18 protein-coding genes are annotated in these 26201 nt (G+C 44.9%); 15 read left to right on the top strand and 3 right to left on the bottom strand.

What is annotated here, in order from left to right:
• The first annotated feature begins 102 nt into the window (after positions 1-102).
• From cysQ to dapA, 10 genes are all read left to right on the top strand, one after another.
• A complete protein-coding gene (cysQ, locus tag HMPREF1535_RS19070; RefSeq protein WP_007656950.1) occupies positions 103-927 on the top strand; it encodes a 3'(2'),5'-bisphosphate nucleotidase CysQ in 825 nt (274 codons plus the stop codon).
• Between the two features lie 106 nt (positions 928-1033).
• Positions 1034-2587: an SLC13 family permease gene (locus HMPREF1535_RS19065; protein WP_046147155.1), complete on the top strand. Its 1554-nt coding sequence runs from the start codon at positions 1034-1036 to the stop codon at positions 2585-2587.
• 23 nt (positions 2588-2610) lie between these two features.
• Positions 2611-3219 (top strand): adenylyl-sulfate kinase, encoded by a 609-nt coding sequence (gene cysC / locus HMPREF1535_RS19060; RefSeq protein WP_007656948.1) that lies wholly within the window; start codon positions 2611-2613, stop codon positions 3217-3219.
• A 173-nt stretch (positions 3220-3392) separates the two neighbouring features.
• Positions 3393-4301, top strand: coding sequence for a sulfate adenylyltransferase subunit CysD (gene cysD, locus HMPREF1535_RS19055; protein WP_007656947.1), 909 nt, complete (start codon positions 3393-3395; stop codon positions 4299-4301).
• Positions 4302-4336: 35 nt separating this feature from the next.
• Positions 4337-5800, top strand: a complete 1464-nt coding sequence (gene cysN, locus HMPREF1535_RS19050) for a sulfate adenylyltransferase subunit CysN (RefSeq protein ID WP_046147154.1) — start codon at positions 4337-4339, stop codon at positions 5798-5800.
• Positions 5801-5803: 3 nt separating this feature from the next.
• A complete protein-coding gene (locus HMPREF1535_RS19045) occupies positions 5804-6907 on the top strand; it encodes a cholesterol-responsive sulfotransferase (RefSeq protein WP_007656945.1) in 1104 nt (367 codons plus the stop codon).
• Between the two features lie 27 nt (positions 6908-6934).
• Positions 6935-7894, top strand: coding sequence for a PCMD domain-containing protein (locus tag HMPREF1535_RS19040; RefSeq protein ID WP_046147153.1), 960 nt, complete (start codon positions 6935-6937; stop codon positions 7892-7894).
• 12 nt (positions 7895-7906) lie between these two features.
• Positions 7907-9904 (top strand): NAD-dependent DNA ligase LigA, encoded by a 1998-nt coding sequence (ligA, locus tag HMPREF1535_RS19035; RefSeq protein ID WP_046147152.1) that lies wholly within the window; start codon positions 7907-7909, stop codon positions 9902-9904.
• A complete protein-coding gene (locus tag HMPREF1535_RS19030; protein WP_010803037.1) occupies positions 9901-10422 on the top strand; it encodes a DUF6913 domain-containing protein in 522 nt (173 codons plus the stop codon). The genes ligA and HMPREF1535_RS19030 overlap by 4 nt, the downstream gene beginning before the upstream one ends.
• A gap of 53 nt (positions 10423-10475) precedes the next feature.
• Positions 10476-11369 (top strand): 4-hydroxy-tetrahydrodipicolinate synthase, encoded by an 894-nt coding sequence (dapA, locus tag HMPREF1535_RS19025; protein ID WP_007656941.1) that lies wholly within the window; start codon positions 10476-10478, stop codon positions 11367-11369.
• Between the two features lie 543 nt (positions 11370-11912).
• On the opposite strand, the gene HMPREF1535_RS19020 is transcribed toward dapA, so the two are convergent.
• Positions 11913-13577, bottom strand: a complete 1665-nt coding sequence (locus HMPREF1535_RS19020; protein ID WP_010803038.1) for an AMP-binding protein — start codon at positions 13575-13577, stop codon at positions 11913-11915.
• Positions 13578-13935: 358 nt separating this feature from the next.
• On the opposite strand from HMPREF1535_RS19020, the gene hypD reads away from it, so the two are divergent.
• A complete protein-coding gene (gene hypD / locus HMPREF1535_RS19015; protein WP_235438402.1) occupies positions 13936-16296 on the top strand; it encodes a trans-4-hydroxy-L-proline dehydratase in 2361 nt (786 codons plus the stop codon).
• A 24-nt stretch (positions 16297-16320) separates the two neighbouring features.
• On the top strand, positions 16321-17229 hold the full coding sequence (locus tag HMPREF1535_RS19010; protein ID WP_046147150.1) for a glycyl-radical enzyme activating protein: 909 nt from the start codon (positions 16321-16323) through the stop codon (positions 17227-17229).
• 15 nt (positions 17230-17244) lie between these two features.
• On the opposite strand, the gene HMPREF1535_RS19005 is transcribed toward HMPREF1535_RS19010, so the two are convergent.
• Complete coding sequence (locus tag HMPREF1535_RS19005; RefSeq protein ID WP_046147149.1) at positions 17245-18123, bottom strand: helix-turn-helix domain-containing protein; 879 nt, start codon at positions 18121-18123, stop codon at positions 17245-17247.
• A 153-nt stretch (positions 18124-18276) separates the two neighbouring features.
• On the opposite strand from HMPREF1535_RS19005, the gene HMPREF1535_RS19000 reads away from it, so the two are divergent.
• Genes HMPREF1535_RS19000 through HMPREF1535_RS18990 form a run of 3 tightly spaced genes read left to right on the top strand, consistent with a single transcriptional unit; the run spans position 18277 to position 23700 of the window.
• Entirely contained in the window at positions 18277-19299 is a 1023-nt protein-coding gene (locus HMPREF1535_RS19000; RefSeq protein WP_046147148.1) for an efflux RND transporter periplasmic adaptor subunit, read from the top strand.
• Positions 19296-22388 (top strand): efflux RND transporter permease subunit, encoded by a 3093-nt coding sequence (locus HMPREF1535_RS18995; protein ID WP_046147147.1) that lies wholly within the window; start codon positions 19296-19298, stop codon positions 22386-22388. The genes HMPREF1535_RS19000 and HMPREF1535_RS18995 overlap by 4 nt, the downstream gene beginning before the upstream one ends.
• Before the next feature lie 19 nt (positions 22389-22407).
• The gene (locus tag HMPREF1535_RS18990; protein ID WP_007656933.1) at positions 22408-23700 is read left to right on the top strand and encodes a TolC family protein; all 1293 of its coding nucleotides are present in this window, start codon (positions 22408-22410) and stop codon (positions 23698-23700) included.
• A gap of 62 nt (positions 23701-23762) precedes the next feature.
• Here HMPREF1535_RS18990 and HMPREF1535_RS18985 read toward each other — a convergent pair whose 3' ends face one another.
• Positions 23763-26147, bottom strand: a complete 2385-nt coding sequence (locus HMPREF1535_RS18985) for a response regulator (protein WP_046147146.1) — start codon at positions 26145-26147, stop codon at positions 23763-23765.
• Positions 26148-26201: the final 54 nt, after the last annotated feature.

Below are 26201 nucleotides of genomic sequence, written 5' to 3'. Positions count from 1 at the left end.
ATATCTTTATAGGTATGATCGCTTGAAATAAATCAGTTTGAGAACGTTTTTGTTTGAAAAAAATAGTATATTTGTATATTCACAACCTAATAGATATGAGTGATGATGAACTATTCGAACTATCTTTACATTGCTATCCGGGCAGCGATAGATGCCGGTAAAGCTATCATGGATATTTATACAGATCCTGCATCTGATTTTGAAATTGAACGCAAAGCTGATAATTCTCCGCTGACAAAAGCAGACAAAGCTGCTCATAAGCTGATAATGAATGTCCTTTCCGTGACCCCGTATCCGATATTGAGCGAGGAAGGGAAGGATATTCCGCATGCTGAACGGGCTGCCTGGGAAACTTTCTGGCTGGTTGATCCGCTGGACGGAACCAAGGAGTTTATTAAAAAGAACGGTGAGTTTACTGTAAATATCGCTTTGATTCAAAAGGGAGTCCCTGTATTGGGAGTTATTTATGTGCCTGTGCGGAAAGAACTCTATTTCTCGGCCGACTCTGTAGGAGCTTATAAGTTGATTGCAGATTGTGACCTGCAACCTTCTATGGATGAGATTATGCAAAAAGCTACGCGACTGCCTGTATCTATGGGACATCAGGGTATTGTCGTTGTCGCTTCCCGTTCGCATCAGAGTCCGGAGACGACCGATTTTATAGAGAATCTGCGGAAACAAGGACAGCCTGTTACCTTGATCAGTAGCGGTAGTAGCCTGAAAATCTGTCTGGTGGCAGAAGGAAGTGCGGATATTTATCCCCGTTTTGCACCGACAATGGAATGGGACACAGCTGCCGGTCATGCGATCGCAAGAGGGGCCGGATGTGACGTATTCCACATAGATGGCCGAACTCCGTTGAAATACAATAAGAAGGATTTGCACAACCCCTGGTTTATCGTGAAACCTCTTTCTTCCATTTGCTGATTATTTTGGTCAAAAGGATTAAAATAGGGTTTTTGCGTACGAATAACGTTAATTTTCTTATTACATTTGCACCTTATCTGAGAAATTTAGACAGATTAGGAACGCGATGAACTTCGAAATATTATTTGTATTGCTAGCCCTGGCCGGAATGGTTGCGGCATTGATATGGGATAGGATGCGACCGGGAATGGTATTACTGACTGTTGTAGTATTATTCCTGGTCGTAGGAATATTGTCTCCAAAAGAAATGTTGGAGGGATTCAGTAACAAAGGGATGATAACCGTCGGCATGCTCTTTTTGGTGAGTGAAGGAATCCGGCAGAGCGGGGCGCTCGGGCAAGTTATCAAGAAACTGCTTCCGGAAGGAAAAACTACCGTTTTAAAGGCCCAGGTCCGGATGTTGCCTCCCATTGCATTTATTTCTGCCTTTCTTAATAATACTCCGGTAGTTGTTATTTTTGCCCCGATCATCAAACGATGGGCTGGGTCGGTAAAACTTCCGGCTACCAAATTTCTTATACCTCTTTCTTATGTAACCATATTAGGCGGTATTTGTACACTGATCGGAACCTCCACCAACCTGGTTGTTCATGGTATGGTTATTGAAGCCGGCTACGAGGGGTTCACTATGTTTGAACTCGGAAAAGTCGGCATTTTTATTGCCATAGCCGGTATCCTGTATCTGTTTGCATTCTCCAATAAGTTATTGCCCGATTCCCGTCAGGATAATTATGTGGACGATGGGGAAGAAGAGAGTCCGGGAAACCTGCATCGGGTGGAAGCTGTATTGGGTTCCCGTTTTCCCGGTATCAATAAGACATTGGGAGAGTTTAATTTTGCCCGCCATTACGGTGCTATCGTAAAGGAAGTGAAAAGTGGGGGAGAACGTTTCACTCATGATCTGGATAAGGTTACTTTGCATGAAGGCGATACACTGGTACTTTGGGCCGATGATTCGTTTATTCCGACGTGGGGAGAATCGAGTGTCTTCCTGATGCTTGCCAATGGTAATGAAAATACTGAACCGGTATCGAAAAAGAAACGTTGGCTGGCACTGGGGTTACTTATCTTTATGATTGTAGGGGCTACAGTTGGCGAATTGCCGGCCGTGAAAGAAGCCATTCCGGGGATGCGTCTGGATATGTTCTTTTTCGTTTGCATCACTACTATTATTATGGCTTGGACGAAGATATTTCCTCCGAAGAAATATACCAAATATATATCCTGGGATATTCTGATTACAATCGCTTGTGCGTTTGCTATCAGTAAGGCGATGGAAAATTCCGGTTTTGCAGCCTTGGTAGCCAGCTATATCATTAGTATGGCTGACAATCTCGGGCCGTATGCTCTGCTTGCCATTATTTTTATCATAACAAATATTTTTACCGAACTGATAACGAACAATGCGGCGGCGGCCTTGAGTTTTCCGATAGCATTGTCGGTCGCTACACAGTTGGGAGTAAACCCGACACCATTCTTTGTGGTGATTTGTATGGCGGCGTCAGCCAGTTTCAGTTCTCCGATCGGTTATCAGACGAATCTGATCGTACAAGGTATCGGTAGTTATAAGTTTACGGATTTCGTCCGTGTGGGATTGCCGTTGAACCTGATTACGTTTTTGATTTCCGTGTTCGTGATACCGATGATCTGGGAGTTTTAATATAAAAGGTAATAAGAAATAAAATGAATAATACACAGCCGAATAATATATATCCGATTTTCGACCGTATGTTGGGAAGAGAGGATAAAGAGGCGCTTTTGAAACAACGTAGTGTGATGGTTTGGTTTACCGGGCTGAGTGGTTCCGGTAAAAGTACGATTGCCATTGCTTTGGAGCGTGAGTTGCATAAGCGCGGTCTGTTATGCCGTATTCTGGATGGCGATAATATCCGTAGCGGTATCAATAACAATTTGGGATTTTCTGCGGAAGACCGGGTGGAGAATATCCGTCGTATCGCGGAAGTAAGCAAACTATTTATTGACACCGGTGTTATAACTATAGCGGCTTTTATCAGTCCGAACAATGAGTTAAGGGAGATGGCTTCTACGATTATCGGAAAAGATAATTTCCTGGAAATTTATGTGAATACGCCGATCGAAGAATGTGAGCGGCGTGACGTAAAAGGATTGTATGCAAAAGCCCGCAAGGGAGAGATCAAAGATTTTACAGGCGTTTCGGCCCCATTCGAAGCACCGGAGCATCCGGCTTTGTCATTGGATACCTCGGTGTTGAGCCTCGAAGAGTCGGTAAATAAATTATTGGAATTGATATTGCCTAAAGTGAAAGTATAGAAAGAAATGAGCTATCCCGTTCCCGTGCTTGATACGGGATCGCAAAGGCACAGACCGTATCCTATATGTATCTTTTGATATTGCTGGTTCTTCTGCGGCCCCGTGTCAAGCACGGGGACAAGATAGCTCACATCTGATAAACATTGAAACAATAAATATAACAAATATAAACTATGTCAGATTACAAATTAAGCCATCTACAGGAGCTGGAAGCAGAATCTATCCATATCATACGGGAGGTTGCTGCTGAATTTGAAAATCCTGTGATGCTTTATTCTATCGGTAAAGACTCATCGGTGATGGTCCGGTTGGCAGAAAAAGCCTTTGCTCCGGGAAAAGTGCCGTTTCCTTTGATGCACATTGATTCTAAATGGAAGTTTAAGGAAATGGTTCAGTTCCGTGATGAATATGCAAAAAAGTTCGGATGGAACCTGATCGTTGAATCAAATATGGAAGCATTTCATGCCGGTGTAGGACCTTTTACGCATGGTAGCAAGGTACATACCGACCTGATGAAAACACAGGCGTTGTTGCATGCCCTCGACAAATACAAGTTTGATGCCGCTTTCGGTGGTGCTCGCCGTGACGAGGAAAAGAGTCGTGCCAAAGAACGTATTTATTCGTTCCGCGACAAGTTCCATCAATGGGACCCGAAGAACCAGCGTCCGGAATTATGGGACATTTACAATGCCCGTGTCCATAAAGGTGAGAGTATCCGTGTCTTTCCGTTATCCAACTGGACTGAACTGGATATCTGGCAGTATATCCGCCTGGAGAATATTCCGATCGTTCCTTTATACTATGCCAAGGAACGCCCTATCGTTGAACTCGACGGTAATCTGATTATGGCTGACGACGACCGTTTGCCGGAACAGTATCGCGACCAGATCAAAATGCGTATGGTCCGTTTCCGTACACTCGGATGTTGGCCTTTGACCGGAGCGGTAGACAGCGATGCCGATACAATCGAAAAGATCGTGGAAGAGATGATGACAACCACCAAAAGCGAACGCACCACTCGTGTAATCGACTTTGACCAGGATGCCAGCATGGAACAGAAGAAACGGGAAGGATATTTTTAATTTTCAATTCTCCATTTTCAATTTTGAATTAAATTATGGCAACATTAAATATAAAAGAATTCCTGGACAGGGACGAACAGAAAGATTTGCTTCGTTTCCTGACGGCAGGTTCGGTAGATGACGGTAAATCGACCTTAATCGGACGTCTGCTGTTCGACAGTAAAAAGATATATGAAGACCAGCTGGATGCCCTTGAACGTGACAGTAAACGTATGGGAAATGCCGGCGACCATATCGATTATGCCTTATTGCTTGACGGCTTGAAGGCCGAACGTGAACAAGGTATTACGATCGACGTGGCTTACCGTTATTTCAGTACGAACAACCGTAAGTTTATCATCGCCGATACTCCGGGACACGAACAATATACCCGTAACATGATAACCGGCGGTTCGACTGCCAACCTGGCTATTATCCTGGTGGATGCCCGTACCGGTGTAATTACGCAGACCCGCCGCCACACTTATCTGGTTTCTTTGCTGGGTATCAAACATGTGGTACTGGCTGTGAATAAAATGGACCTGGTCGACTTCGACAAACAAATATTCGATAAGATTGTCGCTGATTATAAGGCGTTCGTGAAATCCTTGAATATTCCGGATATCACTTATATCCCGCTTTCAGCTTTGGATGGCGATAATGTGGTGGATAAGAGCGACCGCACTCCCTGGTATGAGGGGCCGTCTCTGTTAGATTTCCTGGAAACAGTGCCAATCGACCAGGATCGTAATTTCGAAGATTTCCGTTATCCGGTACAATATGTATTGCGTCCGAACCTGGACTTCCGCGGCTTCTGCGGTAAGGTATCCAGCGGTATCATCCGTAAAGGAGATACAGTGATGGCTTTGCCTTCACGCAAAACATCGAAAGTGAAAAGTATCGTTACTTACGATGGCGAATTGGATTATGCTTTCCCTCCCCAGTGCGTTACCATTACCCTGGAAGACGAAATCGACGTTTCCCGTGGCGAAATGCTGGTGCATCCGGATAATCTGCCGATGGAAGACCGTAACTTCGAATCGATGCTGGTCTGGATGGATGAAGAACCGATGGATATGTCCAAACAGTTCTATATCAAGCATACGACCAACCTGACACGTGCCCGTGTGGACAGTATCCGTTATAAGGTGAATGTCAATACAATGGAGCAGTTGTCGGTTGAGAGCGGACAGTTGACTGCCGATAGTTTGCCGATGAAACTGAATGAGATCGCCCGTGTTGTGTTTACGACCGGAAAAGAACTGTTCTTTGACCCTTATCAGAAGAATAAACAGACGGGAGCCTTTATCCTGATCGACCCGATTACCAACAACACGTCGGCTGTCGGAATGATTATCGACCGGGTGGACGCCAAAGATATGGTGACAGAGGATGCTCTGGCTATATTGAACCTACCGGAACTCGGAATAGGCGAAGAACATTACGAGGCGATTCGTACGGTATGTGAAGAATTAGGACGCCAGGGCGTTCCTGTGAAATGTATAACTGAAAAGAAATAACTTATGGGGTTGCTGGAATTTGATAAATTGCCAATCAATACGCTGGTTGGTGCGGACTGGAAGACGTTTAAGGCTGTGACAGCCGATAAAACGATCGACAAAGGTTTTCGAAACAAGTATTATCTGACAAAATCGGTATGCCGCCTGCTTAGTTTACTGCAACCTTTAGAAGACGCCCGTTATCGTAAAATAGCGGATAAACCGTTGGAGATGGACCCGGTGTTCATACTGGGTCATTGGCGTAGCGGTACGACATTCGTACACAATGTATTTTCGTGCGACAAGCATTTCGGATACAACACCACGTATCAGACGGTATTCCCGAACCTGATGCTTTGGGGACAACCTTTCTTTAAGAAGAATATGTCATTCCTGATGCCCGACAAACGTCCGACCGACAATATGGAACTGAAGGTCGACCTTCCGCAGGAAGAAGAGTTTGCTTTGGCGAACATGATGCCGTATACTTATTATAATTTTTGGTTTTTCCCGAAACACATGCTGGAATATTGCGACCGGTATCTGTTGTTCGACAATACGACCGAGCACGAATTGAAAGTGTTTAAGGAAACTTTCCTGAAACTTGTCAAGATATCGCTCTGGAATACACACGGCTCACAATTCCTGAGTAAGAACCCGCCGCATACCGGACGTGTGAAAACATTGTTGGAAATGTTTCCGAATGCCAAATTCATTTATCTGAAGCGTAATCCTTATACCGTATTTGAGAGTACACGCAGTTTTTTTACAAATACGATACAACCGCTTCGTTTGCAAGATATCACTAATGAACAGATTGAAAGCAATCTTATTGAAGTATATCGCCGCTTGTTCTACAAGTTTGAAGAGCAGAAAGGGCTTATCCCTGAAGGGAACCTGGTAGAAGTGAAATTCGAAGATTTCGAACAGGATGCTTTTGCGATGACCGAAGATATTTATCGCAAATTAAACCTGCCGGGATTTGAATCGTCTAAAGCCGAGATAGAGAAATATCTGGGAAAGAAGAAGGGATATAAAAAGAACCAGTACAAATACGACGACCGTACAGTACAGATCGTTGAAGAGAACTGGGGAATGGCTCTCAAGGAGTGGGGATATTCTTTATGATATTCTTTCAACTTTTAAGCAAAGCTTATGAATTATATAAAGAATATATTGTTATTTTTGTTTGCGGGCAGTCAGTTGTCGACTATCACCGGACAGGAGAAGGTTGTGCCTTTTGCGTTTGGCGATATGGATCAATGGGTTGTCCGTGAAATCCAGGAGTCTGGAATTATAGGTGGAAATAAGAAGCATCTGTATGAGGTGGGACCGACGGATACGATTGTCGGCAATACCGCTTATCACAACCGGGGAGGTTCGCCGTGGGCGAATTCCAATGTGATGGCGAAAGTGGCCGGAGTAGTGAAGACGAATACATCTGTTTTTCCGGAAAGGAGAGGAGATGGCTGGTGTGCCCGCCTGGAAACACGTATGGAAAGTGTAAAGGTTTTTGGCCTGGTCGATATTGAAGTGGTTGCGGCCGGTTCTGTCTTCCTGGGTTCGGTTCATGAACCGATCAAGGGGACAAAGAATCCTCAGGCTATGCTGAACAGCGGTGTTCCTTTTACAAAGAAACCGACGGCAATCCGTTTCGATTATAAGGTAAAGGCAGCACCCGAAAAAGACCGTATCCGCAGTACAGGATTTAGCCGTAAGTCGAAAGTGGCCGGGCAGGATTCTATCGCAGCGATTTTGTTTTTGCAGAAACGCTGGGAAGATAAGGAAGGTAATATATATGCTAAAAGGGTAGGAACGATGGTTCAACGTTATGTCTCATCGACAGATGGTTGGGTGAACGACGCTACTTATCCGATTATGTATGGCAATATATCCGGCCATGCGGATTACAAACCATACATGTGCATACAGGTAGAGGAACGTTATGCAACGAACAGCCAGGGCGAGAGCGTCCCGGTAAAGGAGATCGGCTGGGCAGAGGAAGGAGACGAACCTACACATATGGTTTTACAGTTTACTTCCAGCCATGGAGGCGCCTACATCGGTTCTCCCGGCAATACGTTCTGGATTGATAATGTAAAACTGGTATATTAATTTTCAATTATAATGGTGGAGGTAAAGATAAAAGCACTGCGTGATGAGTTGGAACAGCATAATTATAATTATTATGTACTTTCCACACCGACGATATCAGACCGTGAGTTTGATGAGAAGATGAAAGAATTACAGGCATTGGAGGAAGCTCATCCTGAATTTGCCGATCCGCATTCACCGACGCAGCGGGTGGGAAGCGACTTGTCGAAGGAATTTGAACAGATAGTCCACCAGTATCCGATGCTTTCTTTGGGAAATACCTATTCCGAAGAAGAAATACGTGATTTCTATGAGCGGACGGAACGTGCTTTGAACGAGCCTTTCGAGATTGTTGCCGAACTGAAATATGACGGAACTTCCATTTCGTTGATTTATGAGAACGGACGCCTGGTCCGTGCCGTGACCCGTGGCGACGGAACCCGTGGCGATGATGTGACGGCTAATGTAAAGACAATCCGTTCTGTCCCGTTAAAGTTACGGGGGGATAACTATCCGGAAAACTTTGAGATACGGGGTGAAATTCTATTGCCCTGGGCAGAATTCGACCGTCTGAACAAGGAACGTGAAGAGCAGGAAGAACCGCTTTTCGCCAATCCTCGTAATGCTGCTTCAGGCACATTGAAACAACAGAATCCGGCTATCGTGGCTTCACGTAAACTGGATGCTTATTTTTATTATTTACTGGGTGAAGGTCTTCCTGCCGACGCTCATTACGAAAATCTACAGATTGCTCGTACCTGGGGATTTAAAATACCTGATGTCATCCGTAAATGCGACAGCTTGCAGGATATTTTCGACTATATCGCTTATTGGGATGTGGAACGGAAGAACTTGCCGGTGGCTACTGATGGCATCGTATTGAAAGTAAATTCACTGCGCCAGCAGAAGAATCTGGGATTCACCGCCAAGAGTCCCCGTTGGGCTATTGCTTATAAATTTCAGGCAGAGCGGGCGGTAACACGTCTCAACTCAGTCTCTTTTCAGGTAGGACGTACAGGGGCCGTTACTCCGGTTGCTAACCTGGAACCGGTATTGCTGGCTGGGACGACCGTCAAACGTGCCTCTCTGCATAACGCAGATATTATTGAAGGGTTGGATTTGCATCTGGGAGATAATGTATATGTAGAAAAAGGCGGAGAGATCATTCCTAAGATTGTTGGTGTCGATGTCGATTCCCGTTCGATGTTGTTGGGAGCGAAGGTAACTTTTATCAAGACTTGCCCTGAATGCGGTACGCCTTTGTATCGTCCGGAAGGGGAGGCGGCCCATTATTGTCCGAATGAAGCCGGTTGTCCGCCGCAGATTAAAGGTCGTATCGAACATTTCGTTACCCGCCGCGCCATGAATATAAATATCGGTCCGGAAACGGTAGAAGATTTGTATGAAGCCGGACTGGTAAAAAACGTTGCCGATCTGTATATATTGGAGATGCCGGACTTGTTGCGTCTGGAACGTTGGGCGGAGAAAAGTGCCCGTAACCTGATGGCGAGCCTTGAAGAATCCAAACAGGTACCGTTTGAACGGGTGTTGTTTGGGTTGGGTATCCGTTATGTCGGCGAGACTGTGGCAAAGCGCCTGGCATCTGCATTCCATTCGATGCAACAATTACAGGTGGCTTCCTTGGAGACATTGACGGAAGTGGATGAGATTGGCGAACGTATTGCCCGTAGTGTCGTAGACTATTTTGCCGACGAAAACAACCGTATCCTGGTAGCCCGCCTGCAAGAATACGGATTGCAAATGACGGTAGCCGAAGAAGTGCTGGCAAACCGTTCCGATAAACTGAAAGGATTGACAATCGTGATTAGCGGTACATTTACCCAACATTCACGTGACGAATATAAAGCCATGATCGAACAGCATGGCGGAAAGAACAGTGGTTCCGTCTCCGGCAAAACAGATTATATCCTTGCCGGGGAAAACATGGGTCCGGCCAAACTTGAAAAAGCAGCAAAGCTGGGAGTGAAGATTATAAATGAAACTGAATTCTTAAACATGTTGGCAGAATGAGACTGACGAACCATTTTATCCGTAAGAAAGTAAAAGCATTGGCTGGGCAGTCCGGAAAGCGTCAGAGTAACTTCTGCACCCTGAAAGACGCCCGCCATATCCTGGTGTTGTTTAATGCCGAAGACCGTGATGTCGTTGAGCCTTGCCTCAAAACATTACGTACGTTGAATAAGAATGTCAATGTTTGCGTCTATGTGTCCGGCGAAACGGTGCCAGAGATGAATCCGTCGTATATGGTTGTCCATGCCAAGACCGATCTGGATATGTGGTATATGCCAACGGATGAAATCCAAAAGAAGTTTTATTCATGCAATGCAGATATACTAATCGACCTTACCCAAGGTAATAATTATGTCATGCAATATTTGTTGTTGAAGCATCCCGGAACCTTAAAAGTCGGAGCAAAAAACGGTGAACTGGATTTATATGACCTCACGATTTCAATGACAGAAAACGCTGATATAAAGCATTTATTCGAACATATCTTATTTTATTTGCAGACAATCCGTTCCAAATGATATAATTTCGTTATTTTTGCAGTGCTAAATAACAAAAAAGGAATATTTTCCCCATGGCAGACATAAATTTAAAAGGAATGGGTGTGGCATTGATCACTCCCTTTAAGGACGACGAAAGTGTGGACTATGATGCGTTGAGCAAACTGGTAGACTACCAGGTGCAGAACGGAACCGATTATTTGGTAGTGTTAGGAACTACTGCGGAAACACCAACCCTCACTGAAGAAGAAAAAAAGAAAATTATCAGCCTCGTTGTAACTAAGGTTAACGGCCGTATTCCTATCGTTTTAGGTGTTGGCGGTAACTGTACCCGCACGATTGTTGAGAAATTAAAGAACGATAATTTTGATGGTATCGACGCTATCCTGTCTGTCGTACCTTATTATAATAAACCTTCCCAGGAAGGAATTTATCAGCATTACAAAGCTATTGCCGGAGCCACCAAACTTCCCATCGTATTATATAATGTACCGGGAAGAACAGGTGTAAATATGACTGCTGCTACAACACTCCGTATTGCACGTGAGTTTAAGAATGTAGTCGCTGTAAAAGAGGCTTCCGGTAATATCACCCAAATGGATGACATCATTAAGAATAAACCGGCGAATTTTAATGTTATTTCCGGTGATGACGGTATCACCTTCCCGTTGATTACATTAGGTGCGATCGGTGTTATTTCTGTTATCGGTAATGCTTTCCCCCGTGAATTCAGCCGGATGGTTCGTTTGGCGTTGGCCGGCGATTACGATCATGCCCGTACTATCCATCATCGTTTCACCGAATTATTCGAATTACTGTTTGTAGACGGTAATCCTGCCGGAGCGAAGAGTATGCTGAATGCAATGGGCTTCATTGAAAACAAATTGCGTCTGCCATTGGTGCCGACACGTATCACGACCTTCGAGAAGATACGTGACGTACTCCGTGAGTTGAGCATTAAATGTTGATGTACCCCGTGCTTATCACGTCTGAATTTTGAACGATTATTTCCTGAAATAAAAACAATTGTTTTTGAAACTAAATACTTAAGTTATTGTAGTTAAATATTTAAGTATCTGAAATCAAAAACAATTGTTTTTTTGTCCCCCCATATCATCTCATGCAGTTACTTTCAGCTTTCAGTTTTCCTTTGATGATATATTTTTCAATTTGTCCGGCTGAAGGGATGAATTTGTAAAAAAATGTATACAAAAAATCAGTGTAAAACAACTTTTGGCAAAACATATGACTTTTGTCTTCAAAGCATATATGTTTTGTCATCAAAAGATAGGTCTTAACATTTCGAAACACCTATGCTTTGTCAGCGGATAACTACCCGTCGGCAAACGGATAACTACCCATCAGTAAACAGATAACTATCGGTGGGCAAACGAATGCCTACTTGTCGAAATTTGAATTCAATATAATCACCTTTCAGCCAAATCCAATCTTTTTCAAGGCGGACATGTGGCTGAAACCTGAAAGGTGAAGTTAGGAACACCTCCGGAGAATCAGTTTTCTTCTGCCGGCTGGTATAAATATCGTTTGATGCTGCGCTTCGGTGTCTTTTCGAACTCTTCCTGATACAATTTGAAGCAGGTTACTTTGCTGTAGCCCGGCATCTCTGTATTGAGCTGGTCGATGTTTTGTTGCATCAGTTTTTCTATTTCGGAATGTTGGATGCCTGCTTTGTCAACCTGTTCCCAATCCGGATAGATCAGGGCAACCAGTTTGCCGCCTTGCGAGATTACCAACGATTCGGAAACATAAAGCATGTTGTTCAGGCGGTCTTCTATTTCTTCCGGATAGATGTTCTGCCCGCTTGGTCCCAGAATCATGGATTTGCTGCGTCCGCGGATATAGAGGAAACCGTCGGAATCTATTGTTCCCAGGTCGCCGGTACGCATCCAGCCGTCGGGCATCATGACCGCTTTGGTCGCTTCCGGATTCTTGTAATATCCCAACATGACGTTCATGCCGCGGACCAGGATTTCGCCTACTTCGTTAACCGGGTCGGCAGAGTCGATACGCGCTTCCATCCGGTCGACAATACGGCCGACAGAACCTTGTCTGAACGTATCCCATTGTTCGTATGCCACCAACGGGCCGCATTCCGTCATCCCGTAGCCAACAGTATATCGGAACTTGATGGAGCGGAGAAATTCTTCCACCTCTTTGTTCAGGGCGGCGCCACCGATTACCACTTCGCCGAATTTACCTCCGAAAGAATCATTCAATTTCTTTGCGATGGTGTCGAGTACTTTCTGGTCGAGGTAGGGGACTTTCAGCAGTAATTTGATGAGCGGCTTTTCCAGTTCCGGGAATATCTTGTTCTTGACGATTTTCTCGATGATAAGAGGTACGGCGAGTATCAATGCCGGTTTCACACGGGCAAATGCTTCGGCGATAATCTTCGGACTCGGTGTGCGGGTAAGGAAATGCACATGGCATCCTTTGTTCACACAATTCAGAATCTCGAAAGCTAGGCCATACATATGTGCCATCGGCAACATGCAGACCACACTGTCTCCCGGATGGATAAACGGCAGGTTGTCGTAAGCAAACTGCGTATTGCTCCATAAGCTGCGGAAAGGAATCATAACCCCTTTAGAGAAGCTGGTCGTCCCCGAAGTATAGTTCAATACAGCCAGTTCTTCCGGTTGTTCGACATGATATTTAACATCGGCAGCCGTGAAGGAGCGGGGATATTTCTTTCCGAAATACTCGTTAATCCTGTCGCGCACTACCCGTACTTCCTTATTCTTGCTCTTGATGATGGAGAAATTGTCCAGCATCATGAACAGTTTGACATCGGGCATCATCTGCTCGTTCATATTCTCCCAGTTGTTGGCTCCGGCCAGTACGGCCTTTGCCCCCGAATGGTTTACAATATGATGGATATTGTCCGGCTTGAACTCGTGGAGGATGGGGACGGCAACCGCACCATACGCCAGTATGCCGAAAAAGCAGATGGCCCAGTTAGACGAATTTCGTCCGACCAGCGCGACTTTGTCTCCTTTCTTTATTCCTGCATGTTCGAGTATTATATGAAATTTTTCGATACGCCGGGCCACATCTTTATAATGGTACGTGTGTCCATTATAATCTGAGAAAGCAGGCAGGTCCCAATGTTCCTTGATGCTGTTCTCTATAAGTCCTAAAAAACGATTTTCCATGAAGATATATTTATATGAATAACCATGAAAACAAAACGAATGTTGCAAATATAGTAAAAAATACAGATGCTATTATTTTGTTTATTCATGAAAAGTATTTATGTTTGCGGTATTCGTATAAATCTTTGTATATTATATGATTATAAAAGGTTACAGAAAACTCTTCAATTGTTTGATGTTCTATCTTTAAACAATACATTCTTTCCCGGGCAGAACCGTCTGTGGCACGGTTCACTATTTTCTTATTCTTAGTTATTTCTTAAAAAATACTGTGTTCAATATGAGTACGACAACAGCTCAGCGTGCACCCCGCAGTGCATCCAATTTTGCTCCGGCGGCGGAAGCAAATGGGTATGGTATGAACGACCGTATCAAACGGTTACGCCAGCTTTCTTTTGAGGCTGAACCTTCCCTGTCTATCGAACGGGCGCTTATCGAAACCCGTTTCTACAAGGAGAATTACGGGAAATATCCTGTTCCGATCCTGAGAGCATTGAACTTTCTTGAGATATGCCGGCAAAAGACCATCTATATAGGTAAAGACGAACTGATTGTGGGTGAACGTGGTCCGGCACCGAAAGCTGTTCCTACTTTTCCCGAGCTGACCTGCCATAGTGTGGAAGACCTGCATGTGCTGAATACCCGTGAATTGCAACGTTATACCATCAGCCAGGAAGATATAGATACTTATGAACGCGAAGTAATCCCATACTGGAAAGGGCGTACTCAGCGTGAACGTATTTTCAGCCATGTCCCGAAAGAATGGAAAGAGGCTTATGAAGTCGGTATGTTTACCGAATTTATGGAACAGCGTGCTCCGGGACATACGGCTCTTGACGGAAAAGTCTACCGCTACGGTTTGCTGGACCTGAAAGAACGGATTGCCGGCGAACTGGCAAACCTCGATTTTATGAATGACCCTGAAGCGACGGATAAACAGGAGGAACTTACCGCCATGTCTATCTCCTGCGATGCCGCCATTCTCTTTGCCGAACGTCATGCCGACTTGGCGGACGAAATGTCGATGGCGGAGAAAGACCCGGTGCGGGCTGCCGAACTTCGTAAGATAGCTGAAGTTTGCCGTTGGGTTCCGGCCCATGCTCCCCGTACGTATTGGGAAGCTATCCAGATGTATTGGTTTGTCCATCTGGGAACTATTACCGAACTGAACGGCTGGGATGCCATGAACCCGGGACATTTCGACCAGCATCTGGCTCCTTTCTATGAAAAGGAAATAGCTTCGGGAACCCTTACCCGTGATGAAGCCAAAGAATTGATGTCCTGCTTCTTTATCAAGGTAAATAACCATACGGCACCGCCGAAGGTCGGCATTACCGCCAAGGAAAGTGGAACCTATAACGACTTTACCAATCTGAATATCGGAGGAGTGAAAGCCGACGGTAGCGACGGGGTAAGCGAAGTTTCCTATATCATGCTTGAAACGATTGAGGAACTGCATATCCTGCAACCGGGAAGTGCCATTCATATCGGTGCCCGTACGCCGGAACGGTTCCTGCGGGCCGGATGCAAGGTGATTCGCCAGGGACACGGTTATCCGTCGGTATTCAATCCGGACGTGTATATCCAGGAACTGATGCGACAGGGGAAATCCCTGCATGATGCCCGGGAAGGAGGTTGTAGCGGTTGTATCGAGGTGGGTGCTTTCGGGAAGGAGGCTTATGTGCTGACCGGTTATCTGAATGTACCGAAGATACTGGAAGTAACCCTTCACAATGGTGTCGACCCGGTGTCCGGCCGTAAAGTAGGACTGGAGACCGGTAATCCGTGTGACTTTGCCGGTTACGATGATTTATACGCCGCCTTTATGAAACAAGTGCATTATTTTGTGGATATGAAGGTGCGTGTAAGCAATTATATCGACCGGATGTTTGCCAAATATGCACCGGCCACATTCCTTTCCTTGTTTATCGACGATTGTATTGCCAAAGGACGCGATTATTACAACTGCGGACCGCGTTATAACACCACTTATATACAATGTACGGGGCTGGGTACAATAACCGACAGCCTCTCCTCCCTGAAGAAACATGTCTTTGAAGACAAACGCTTTTCGATGGATGAAATGCTGAAAGTAATGGCTGACAATTTTGCCGGAGCGGAAGTTATGCGTCAGACAATCCTGAACCGTACGCCTTTCTTCGGTAATGATGACGAATATGCCGATGCCATTGCTGTCAAAGTATTCGATGATTTGTATGATGCTATTGAAGGCAAACCGAATACGAAAGGGGAGTGTTTTCACCTGAATATGCTGTCGACTACCTGTCATGTTTATTTCGGTAAGGTGATGGGAGCGACCCCGAACGGCCGTCTGGCAGAAAAGGCTATCTCCGACGGGACTTCTCCTTCACATGGTGCCGATACGCACGGACCGTCTGCCGTTATCAAGTCATTGGGCAAACTGGACCAGGTGAAGAGTGGCGGAACATTGCTGAACCAGCGTTTCCTTCCGAGCCTGTTGAAGCGGGAGGAAGATATTTCGAAACTGGCTTCCCTGATTCGCAGTTACTTCGCTTTGGGCGGACATCATATCCAGTTTAATATTGTGGATACGGAAACGCTGTATGCCGCCCAGAAATGTCCGGAAGATTACCGTGACTTGTTGGTTCGTGTAGCCGGTTACAGTGATTATTTCAATGATATGAATGCTGACTTGCAGGCTGATGTGATTGCCCGTACGGAGCAGGAAAGCTTTTAGTAATTGAGAATTGAAAATTAGTTGATGGGGTTAATATTCGATATTAAGCGGTATGCTATCAATGACGGGCCGGGTATCCGGACGACTGTCTTTATGAAAGGGTGCCCGTTGTCGTGTGTTTGGTGTCATAATCCGGAGGGGGTATCCAGCCGGAAACAGAAACTCTATACAAAGAAGAAATGTATAGGATGCCGGACGTGTGTGGAGAATTGTCCGCAAAAGGCACTGGCTTTGACACCCGAAGGGATTGTTACCGACAATGCTCTCTGTCATTTGTGCGGCAAATGTGCGGAGGGCTGTCCGGCTCTGGCAATGGAGATATCCGGAACCGAATATTCCGTAGATTACCTGATGAAGGAGATTGAAAAGGAAACGGTATTCATGGACCGATCGGAGGGAGGCGTAACCTTTTGCGGAGGGGAGCCGTTGTTGCATCCGGATCTGTTGCTGGAATTACTTCGCCGTTGTGGTGACCTGGGTATCCATCGTGCCGTCGATACGACATTGTTTGCCGGAGAGGAGATTGTCCGGGAGGTGATGCAACATTCCGAGCTTTTTCTGGTAGACCTGAAGCATATGGATACAGTTAAACATAAACTTTACTGCGGAGTGTCTAATGAATTAATATTGTCTAACTTACGCATGGTGGCGGAAGCTGGTCATGCGTTTCATATCCGTATCCCTCTGATAGAAGGTGTGAATGCGGATGAAGAAAATATAACCCGTTCGGCCGCATTCCTTTCTTCCTTACCCTGGCAGCATAGGACGGTGAATCTGCTCCTTTATCATGATATTGGTAAGAATAAACATGAAAAGCTGGGGACGGTATATAACCCGGCCCATTATCCGATGGCGACGCCGTCGGAAGAAACGGTAGAGCGTTGTAAGGCTATTTTCAGTACGTATAATATAAATGTAATAATCGGGGGATAAAGGCAATATTATCCCCTATCGTTTTCTGTATTCTTTGGGAGATATTCCTGTGTGATGCTTAAAATACTTTCCGAAGAAAGACTGGTTGGCAAAGTTTAAACTGTCGGCTATTTCCTGTATGCTCATCTGGCTTGACTTCAATAACGTTTTTGCTTCCAGAATCACATATTCGTCAATCCAGTTTCCGGCAGGCTGCCCGCTGACTTCTTTGGATATGAGTGAAAGATATTTGGCTGTGACACAAAGTTTGTCGGCATAAAAGGCAACACTCCTTTCCTGCTTGTAGTTTTCCAGAACCGTTTGCATAAACAATCCGAACAGCTCTTCTTTGCGGGACCTTTTACCTTCGTCAGCCGGTTGATGTTTGCGGAAGATATTACAGACATCGTAGAATAATGACAGTAACAGGCTTTGAATAACTTCTTTCCGGTATACATGCTCTTTCATCTTAACCCTTTTCCATAACATGGGATGATATTCGGAAAGATAATCCAACTCTTCCTCAGTCAGGGTAGTGCATGGATGGTCCCTGACGTAGAAGAAAGCTGATAAAAGATTCTTCATTCCCGGGATCGTATCGTCGATGAACTGTTTGGATACTCCCAGGAAAATACCGGCAAAGTCATCACTGCGTTCGTAATGCTGCACTATCTGGTCCGGCAGGAGAACTACCAGGTTATTAGGAACGATTGTATATTCTTTCAGATTGATGCTGATTCGTACGGAACCTTTCTGGCAAATGGCAAAAACGGCGGCATCTGCAATACGGCTGGGATAATCGAACAGCGGAATTTCATTCAAATCGTCGAAAATAACGAAATCGTCATCAAAGAAGTCTATTTTGGATGAATGTTCGACCTTTGAGATGTCTATTATAGGAACTGTTTGGTTCATCTTTTCTTTATTTATATGCAAATATAGGAAAAGAATGCATACGAATGCGAAAAATAGAACAATTCTACGGCTCAACTGACCTTTTATAAAATAAGGATTCTCATCACTTTTGCATCGTTTATTTCTCTTTAAAATACTAATAAATAGATAGGTATGAAGATTGTAGAATGTGCGGGCATCTCTTTGTTTATAATTCTGTTGATGAGCTGTTCCGGCCAAAAGGATAAGTCGACGGAAGAGAGGGTGATACCAGTGAAAGTGGTTGAAATAACGGGCAGTAGCCTTGTTGATGGTCAAAATTATGTTGGAACGGTAGAGGAAATGTCTGCCTCTTCCCTGAGTTTTCAGGTTATGGGGAATGTGCAGGAAATTCTTGTCCGTGAAGGGCAGAAAGTTCATAAAGGGCAGCTTCTGGCTTCGCTGAATCGTGCGACTCTTCAGGATACGTATGACGCATCCCGTGCTTCCCTGGTGCAGGCGCAGGATGCTTATGACCGTATGAAAACATTGTATGAAAACAAAAGTCTCCCGGAAATCAAATGGGTGGAAGTACAGAGTAAGTTGCAACAGGCACAGTCGATGGAAAGCATCGCCCGGAAGAATCTGGAAGATGCCAGCCTGTATGCTCCTTTTGACGGTGTAATCGGGAAAAGAAATGTGGAGGCAGGCGAGAATGTGCAGCCTGGTAAACCGGTTTTCACCTTATTGGATGTAGGGACGGTGAATATTAAGATTGCCGTACCGGAAAAAGAAATACCGTTCATCGACCACCGGAAAGCGGCTATAACCGTTGCTGCTTTGGGAGGCCGGTTGTTTGAAGGCATGGTTACGGAGAAAGGCATTACCGCTAATCCGGTATCCCATACCTATGAAGCCAGGATAAAGCTGGATAACAAGGATGGAGCGTTATTGCCGGGGATGGTTTGCCGGGTGAGAGTGGAAAATAAGGATAGGGTTACTACCATCTCGTTGCCTAATAATGTGATACAATTATCGCACACCGGTGAACGGTATGTCTGGTGCCTGCGTGACGGAAAGGCCAAAGCGGTAACGGTTCGTATCGGAGAATTGACCGACAATGGCGTACAGATAACGGACGGACTGAGCGAAGGTGACCTTGTCATAACAGACGGTTATCAGAAGGTGAGTGAGGATATGAAAGTGAAAGCCTTATGAAAAGACAGCAGGGAATTATAGAATGGGCCATGCATTATTACCAGATCACCTTATTGGTGCTGACCGTCTTGGTCGGTCTGGGAATTTATGGCCTGGTAAATATGCCGAAACAGGAGTTTCCGGAATTTACCATCCGCCAGGGTGTTGTCGTGGGTGTTTATCCCGGGGCGACTTCTGCCGAGGTGGAGGAACAACTGGCAAAGCCTTTGGAACGCTATCTTTATACTTTTAAGGAGATAAAGAAGAAGAAAACATATTCCATGTCGCGTGACGGAATGGTGTATATCATGGTGGAACTGAACGATGAAGTGAACAATAAGGATGAAGTCTGGTCGAAGATTAAGCTGGGTTTGCAGAACTTCAAATCGCAATTACCTTCGGGTGTCCTGGCTGTCATTGCGAACGATGACTTCGGTGATACCTCCGCTTTGTTGATTACGCTTGAATCGGAAGATAAAACATACCGTGAACTGGAGGATTATCTGGAATCACTGGAAGACCGCCTCCGTCGTATTGAGTCTGTTTCAAATCTGCGCCGTTACGGTATACAAAAGGAACAAATCAGTGTCTATCTCGACAGGGATAAACTGACGGCTTACAAGTTGGATACCCGAATGTTGATGACGACACTTTTCACACAAGGATTTACTACATCGGGAGGCTCGTTGAAAAGTGAAGACCTCGATATTCCGATCCATTTCTCGAACACCTATGCTTCTGAAAAAGAGATAGCCGACCAGATTATCCTGGCGGATGGTGACGGGAATATAATCCGTCTGAAAGATATTGCACGCATTGTCCGTGAATATCCCGAGCCTGACAGTTATATAATGAATAACGGAAAGAAGGCTATCATCCTTTCCATGGAGATGCGGGAAGGCAATAATATTGTACAGTACGGAAAGGAAGTGGATAAGGTGCTGGCAGCTTTCCAGGAAGAACTTCCGGAAAGCGTGTCCATTCAGCGGATTGCGGACCAACCCAAGGTGGTGGATGATTCGGTGAGTTCGTTTGTGCGTGACCTGTTTGTCTCCATTGTGGTCGTTATCCTGGTGATGATGCTGCTTTTTCCTTTCAAATCGGCTATTGTTGCGGCTACTTCCATTCCGATCAGTATTTTTATATCTATCGGGATTATGTATGCTGTCGGCATCCCGTTGAATACGGTTACATTGGCTGCTTTAATTGTTGTGCTGGGGATGATTGTGGATAACTCCATCATTGTTATAGATGCTTATCTGGAACGGCTGGATAACGGAATGTCTCGTTGGCATGCCGCAGTATCGAGTGCCAAGAACTATTTCTCTTCCATCTTTCTGGCAACGCTCAGCCTTTGCATTATCTTCTATCCGTTGCTGTTTACGATGACGGGGCAGATGCTGGACTTTCTGAACTGGTTCCCCTGGACGATAACGATTTCATTGATGACCTCGCTGGCTATCGCCATGATATTTATTCCCATGCTGGAACACACCCTTATCAAAAAGGGATTGAAAAACGGGCAGAAGACGGACGGAAAGAAACGTTTCAACTTGTTGGATACGGTACAGGCTGTCTATGAAAAGGTACTTGAATGGACTTTTCGCTATCCCAAGACAACGTTGTTTATCGGGGTACTATCCGTGTTGCTGGCTGTGGTGATTATGATGCGTATCCCGCAACGAATGATGCCGGAAGCAGACCGTGACCAGTTTGCTATAGAGATTTATTTGCCGCAAGGTTCGTCATTGGATAAAACGGCAGCCGTTTGTGACAGCGTATATGCTTTATTGAAAGATGACGAACGGGTTTTGTCGGCTACCGCATTTGTGGGAATGGCTTCCCCGCGTTTCCAGGCAACTTATGCTCCGAATATGGGTGGGAAGAATTATGCGCAGTTTATTGTAAATACAACATCCGTAGAGGCAACAGCCGACCTGCTGGATGAATATGCCAATGCTTATGCCGATTATTATCCGGATGCTTTCATCAAGTTCAAACAGTTGGATTATCAGACTGTGAGTTTCCCGATAGAAGTTCGCTTTATGGGAGATGATATAACAGCCTTGAAGCAGGTGGCTGATACATTGATGACATCGTTGCAGGATATGGATGGCCTGGTTTGGGTTCATACGAATTTTGAGGAGATGCTGCCCGAAGTTCGTGTAACGCTTGACCCTGTGGAGTCGTCTCGCCTGGGAATTTCGAAAGCGATGGCGGCGGCCGATATGGCTATCCGTTATAACGGTATGTCGGTCGGCTCTATCTGGGAAGGCGATTATCCGTTGGCTATCTGCCTGAAATCGGATAAAGGAGAGGATGCATACGATTCGTTTGATGGGATAGGGGATGCTTATTTGCCGACGGCTGTTCCGGGTGTCAGTGTTCCGCTTCGCCAGGTGTCTGAAATACAGGGAGGATGGAATGAAGGGCAGATTGTTCGCCGTAACGGAGTGCGTACGTTGAGTGTGATTACTCAGGTTAAACGCGGGTTTAATGAAACGAATATGCAGAAGAAGGTTGAAAAGGTGATGAACAGCCGGGTGATACCCAATCTTCCGGAGGGCGTATCTTTTGAGTACGGAGGCGTAAAAGAGTCTGACGAGGAAATTATCACTCCGATAATAGAGGGGCTTTCGATTGCCGTCATTATTGTCTTCCTGTTTTTGCTGATAAACTATAAGAAAATCGGATTGGCTGTTGCTGCCCTTACTTCTATTTTACTGTGCCTGTTCGGTGCTGCTCTCGGTCTTTGGGTGTCCGGGATGGAGTTCAGTATCACTTGTGTGTTGGGTATAATCAGTTTGATAGGTATTGTGGTACGTAATGCGATTATGATATTTGACCATGCACAGGATTTACGTATCAATCATCACATCTCTGTCAAAGAGGCTGCCATGGATGCCGGTAAACGTCGTATGTTACCGATTTTCCTGACGTCGGCAACAACAGCGGTGGGGGTTGTCCCAATGATTATCAGTAACAGTGCCTTATGGACACCGATGGGAGTCGTGATTTGTTCGGGGACAGTATTTGCCATGATATTGGCCGTTATTGTTATTCCGGTATTTTACTGGATGATATTCGGCGGGAATAAAAAGGTCGTATAACTAATTAAGAGTAAAGAATATGTCTGGAAAAAAGATAATATATGTTTTAGGCAATCTCCTTTGTCTTTTGCTGGTACCGGCTTTATCTGTCGAAGCCCAGCGTAGTTTGACACTGGAAGAATGCAGCCAACTGGCATTGGAGAATAATGCCCGGATGAAGAACGCCCGTTTAGATGTCAAAGGTGCGGAAGAGGTGCGTAAAGAGGCTTTCACGAAATATTTTCCATCTATAAGTGCGACGGGAGGCGCTTTTACCTCTGACAATGGAATGGCAGAGTTGGCACTGGTTCCTGGTCTGTTAGAAATGACAATGGCAAAGAATGGTGTTATGGGAGGAGTAACGGCTGTCCAGCCGGTTTTTGCAGGAGGACAGATACTTAATAATAACAAACTGGCTGCCCTGGCGGTGGAAGTGAGCCGTTATCAGATGAAACAATCGGAGAATGAAGTATTGCTGACTGTCGAACAGTATTACTGGCTGCACGTTTCTTTGCAGGAAAAGAGAAAAACGGTTTCCTTACTGGAAACATTAATCGACAACCTGTATAAGGATGTGGAGGCTTCCGTTCGTGCCGGTGTGGCGAACAGGAATGAACTGTTACAGGTTCAACTGAAAAAGAACAGCATAGCCAGTGACCGGCTGAAAGTAGATAATAATTTACGTTTGTCGAAAATGTTGTTGTCTCAGTATATCGGACTGCCGGAAGATGATTTCACTGTTCAGGCAACATTGCAGGAGCCTCTGCCTTCGCCGGAGACTTACCGGATAGACCAGATGAGTGCCTTGCCGACGACTGTTGCCTATAAACTGCTTGATAAGAATGTGGAAGCCAGCCGTCTGCAATATAAATTGAAAGTCGGTCAGAACCTGCCGTCGGTAGGAATAGGAGCCGGCTATATGTATCATAATATTCTGGATACCGACCATTCTTTCGGGATGATTTTTGCTACGGTTTCTGTCCCCTTAACCGATTGGTGGGGCGGTTCGCATGCTATCAGGAAGCAGAAGTTGCAATTGAAAGCGGCTGAATATACACGACAGGATACCAATGAGAAACTTCTTTTGCAGATGCAAAAACTCTGGAATGAATTGGAAGAGGCTTATAAACAGGCAAAGATATCGGAAGAATCGGTAAAAACGGCAGAAGAAAATGTGCGTCTGAGTACAGATTATTATCAGGTAGGGACAGAGACGTTGAGCGATTTGCTGAATGCCCAGTCTTTACTACAACAGAGTAGAGACCAATATACGGACGATTATACCAATTACCTGATTAAACGGACGGAATATTTACAGGCAACTGGACGGTAAATAAGAGAGTTGTATTATTAACGTTAGGGAAGCTAAAATCCGGTTAGCTTCCCTAACGTTTTCTATTGTAAATACTTATTGAGGACTCCCATTAGTGCCGCCAGGTCGATGGGCTTTGCCAGATGATAGTTCATTCCAGCTTTGATTGCATTTGTCACATCTTCTGAAAAGGCGTTGGCGGTCATGGCTACAATTGGTATGTTAGGTATATCGGCACGTTTCAGTGAACGTATTTGACGGGTCGCTTCATAGCCATCCATTACCGGCATCTGGATATCCATCAGTATCATCTGATAGAAGCCTTCAGCCGACTGCGAAACGATATTTACTGCATCGAGACCATTTACCGCCGTGTCAATGGATACACCGGTACTTCCGATGATTTCAACGGCAATCTCCCGGTTTAACTCATTGTCTTCCACTAACAAGATGCGTTTGCCGGAATAGTCGGCATCCGACAGTTTGAACTGGCTGACCGGCTCCGGTTGTTCCCCCTCAAAAAAGAAACGTTTCAGAATCTGGAATAATTTTGATTTGTAGAGGGGCTTGGTTATGAAACCATTGGCTTTTGCAGCTTTGGCCTCTGCTTCATATTCTTCAATATCGTATGCGGAAAGAATGATTATCGGAACATCTGTCCCAACAATATTCCTGATTTGCCGTGTTGTTTCTATGCCGTTCATTTCCGGCATTTTCAGGTCAATAATGACAGCAAAGTAGTTGTTTGCTTCTGCATACCGTTTCCGGACGTAGGTTATGGCTTCATTTCCGGAACATACCCAGTCACTTTTTATTCCGATTTCCTGCAAGCAACTGCAAGTACTTTGGCATGCAATCTTATCATCGTCGACAACAAGCACTTCCAATCCGTCTATTCTTATTTTCTCATCCGGAACCTGTTCGCAATGACGTAATGGCATGTTGATTGTAAAGCGGGAACCTTTGCCGTATTCGCTTTCCACTTTAATGTCGCCCCCCATCATCTTTACGATTTTATGACTGATTGCCATCCCGAGTCCGGTCCCCTGTATATTCTTGATACCATTGTCGCTGGCACGTTCGAACGGCAAAAAGATTTTGTCAAGAAATTCGGGTTTCATTCCTCTTCCGTTATCTTCAAAGACAAATTCGTAGTCACCGAACCCATCCCAGGTTACTTTTTCGTTGATGTCTATGGTGATTTGCCCATTTTCCTGTGTATATTTGACTGCATTGGAGAGGATATTCATCAGTACCTGCTTGATGCGTTGTATATCGCCCGTCACATTTTCATGCTTTAACCCTTTTACATGGATATCGAGTGTCTGCTGCTTATTTTTAATTTCAGACTGCATCATGACGACGAGGTCTTGTAGAAGTTCTCCTATGTTGAATTCATCTTCAGACAAAATCAGCCGGCCACTTTCTATCTTCGACATATCCAATACTTCATTAATCAGGCTAAGTAACAATTTGGATGCTCCGTTGATTTTTTCCATACAGTCAAGTAGCCGTTCCCGTTCATCTACATGTGCTTTGGCAATGGCTGTCATTCCAATGATAGCGTTCATGGGAGTTCGGATATCATGACTCATGCGGGCAAGGAAATCTGATTTAGCCTGATTGGCTTTTTCGGCAGAATCGAGTGCCTCTTTTAATTGCTCGGATTGTTCCTGAAGTTTTTTTTGTAATTCGCGTTGTTCGGTAATATCGGTGATATCGATAAATACAATCAGATAGATTGGTTCATCTCCTTCCCAGCCAATACATTCCCCATTCAGTTGTAACCAGGAATCGTTATCGTTCTTGTCTTTCGACTGGATAACAAAATGCACTGGTTTTCCTTTTTGCATAAGTGCTACATGTTCTTTCAGTACTTCCCGGCTTTTTTCGTTCAGACGGGAGAAGGGGGAGAAAAAAGGATATTCTCCTTTACTAACCCCCGCGAACTCCATATATTTATCATTTGCATCCAGCAGTGTAAAACTTCCGTCACGGCCAATCTTGTTCTTTGAGATAAAACCCGGGAGATTTTCGTAAGCGATTGTTTGTTCCTGTTTGGCCTGCATTATATCTTCAATATCGGTCATTACCGTGTAGGATATTGGAATCCCGTCCTGAATCTGGTCGGTGAATGTAGCCGTCAGTTTTGTCCATCTTTCACCTCCTTTTACAGGCATTTTCATAATGGCCTCGTAGCCGTTGGAGTTATTGGCTATTGCTTCATACACTTTCTGTCCCAATATATTCCATGCTTCTTCATGACCTTTAAAATATAAGTCAGGTTGGTTATGGAAAAGATTCTCATACTCTTCCTTCGGATAACCTATCAAATCATAATAGAAATCGTTTGCCCATAAGAGGGTGAAGTGCTCATCCAGTAAATGTTTGCTTACGCTGACTCCCATGAGACTCATCAGCAAACTGTATTCGATATTTGTTCCTGATTGTATGATATTTCTCTCCATAATGTCTTTATTTTAGCACCAATAAATTATGATTTGTATAGCTTTACAAAGTAA

This window comes from Parabacteroides goldsteinii DSM 19448 = WAL 12034 (genome assembly GCF_000969835.1).
In the GTDB taxonomy this organism is placed as follows: Bacteria; Bacteroidota; Bacteroidia; order Bacteroidales; family Tannerellaceae; genus Parabacteroides; species Parabacteroides goldsteinii.
The sequence above is the reverse complement of the archived record's forward strand: the minus strand, read 5'-3'. Positions and strand labels throughout refer to the sequence as shown.

Bases quoted from the DNA above. Each gene is read 5' to 3' on its own strand.
- HMPREF1535_RS19005 (WP_046147149.1), bottom strand. From the start codon at position 18,123: ATGAACCAAACAGTTCCTATAATAGACATCTCAAAGGTCGAACATTCA.
- HMPREF1535_RS18995 (WP_046147147.1), top strand. From the start codon at position 19,296: ATGAAAAGACAGCAGGGAATTATAGAATGGGCCATGCATTATTACCAG.
- cysN (WP_046147154.1), top strand. From the start codon at position 4,337: ATGGCAACATTAAATATAAAAGAATTCCTGGACAGGGACGAACAGAAA.
- HMPREF1535_RS19000 (WP_046147148.1), top strand. From the start codon at position 18,277: ATGAAGATTGTAGAATGTGCGGGCATCTCTTTGTTTATAATTCTGTTG.
- HMPREF1535_RS18985 (WP_046147146.1), bottom strand. From the start codon at position 26,147: ATGGAGAGAAATATCATACAATCAGGAACAAATATCGAATACAGTTTG.
- cysQ (WP_007656950.1), top strand. From the start codon at position 103: ATGATGAACTATTCGAACTATCTTTACATTGCTATCCGGGCAGCGATA.
- hypD (WP_235438402.1), top strand. From the start codon at position 13,936: ATGAACGACCGTATCAAACGGTTACGCCAGCTTTCTTTTGAGGCTGAA.
- HMPREF1535_RS19020 (WP_010803038.1), bottom strand. From the start codon at position 13,577: ATGGAAAATCGTTTTTTAGGACTTATAGAGAACAGCATCAAGGAACAT.
- HMPREF1535_RS19045 (WP_007656945.1), top strand. From the start codon at position 5,804: ATGGGGTTGCTGGAATTTGATAAATTGCCAATCAATACGCTGGTTGGT.
- cysC (WP_007656948.1), top strand. From the start codon at position 2,611: ATGAATAATACACAGCCGAATAATATATATCCGATTTTCGACCGTATG.
- cysD (WP_007656947.1), top strand. From the start codon at position 3,393: ATGTCAGATTACAAATTAAGCCATCTACAGGAGCTGGAAGCAGAATCT.
- HMPREF1535_RS19010 (WP_046147150.1), top strand. From the start codon at position 16,321: ATGGGGTTAATATTCGATATTAAGCGGTATGCTATCAATGACGGGCCG.
- HMPREF1535_RS19030 (WP_010803037.1), top strand. From the start codon at position 9,901: ATGAGACTGACGAACCATTTTATCCGTAAGAAAGTAAAAGCATTGGCT.
- dapA (WP_007656941.1), top strand. From the start codon at position 10,476: ATGGCAGACATAAATTTAAAAGGAATGGGTGTGGCATTGATCACTCCC.
- HMPREF1535_RS19065 (WP_046147155.1), top strand. From the start codon at position 1,034: ATGAACTTCGAAATATTATTTGTATTGCTAGCCCTGGCCGGAATGGTT.
- HMPREF1535_RS19040 (WP_046147153.1), top strand. From the start codon at position 6,935: ATGAATTATATAAAGAATATATTGTTATTTTTGTTTGCGGGCAGTCAG.
- HMPREF1535_RS18990 (WP_007656933.1), top strand. From the start codon at position 22,408: ATGTCTGGAAAAAAGATAATATATGTTTTAGGCAATCTCCTTTGTCTT.
- ligA (WP_046147152.1), top strand. From the start codon at position 7,907: ATGGTGGAGGTAAAGATAAAAGCACTGCGTGATGAGTTGGAACAGCAT.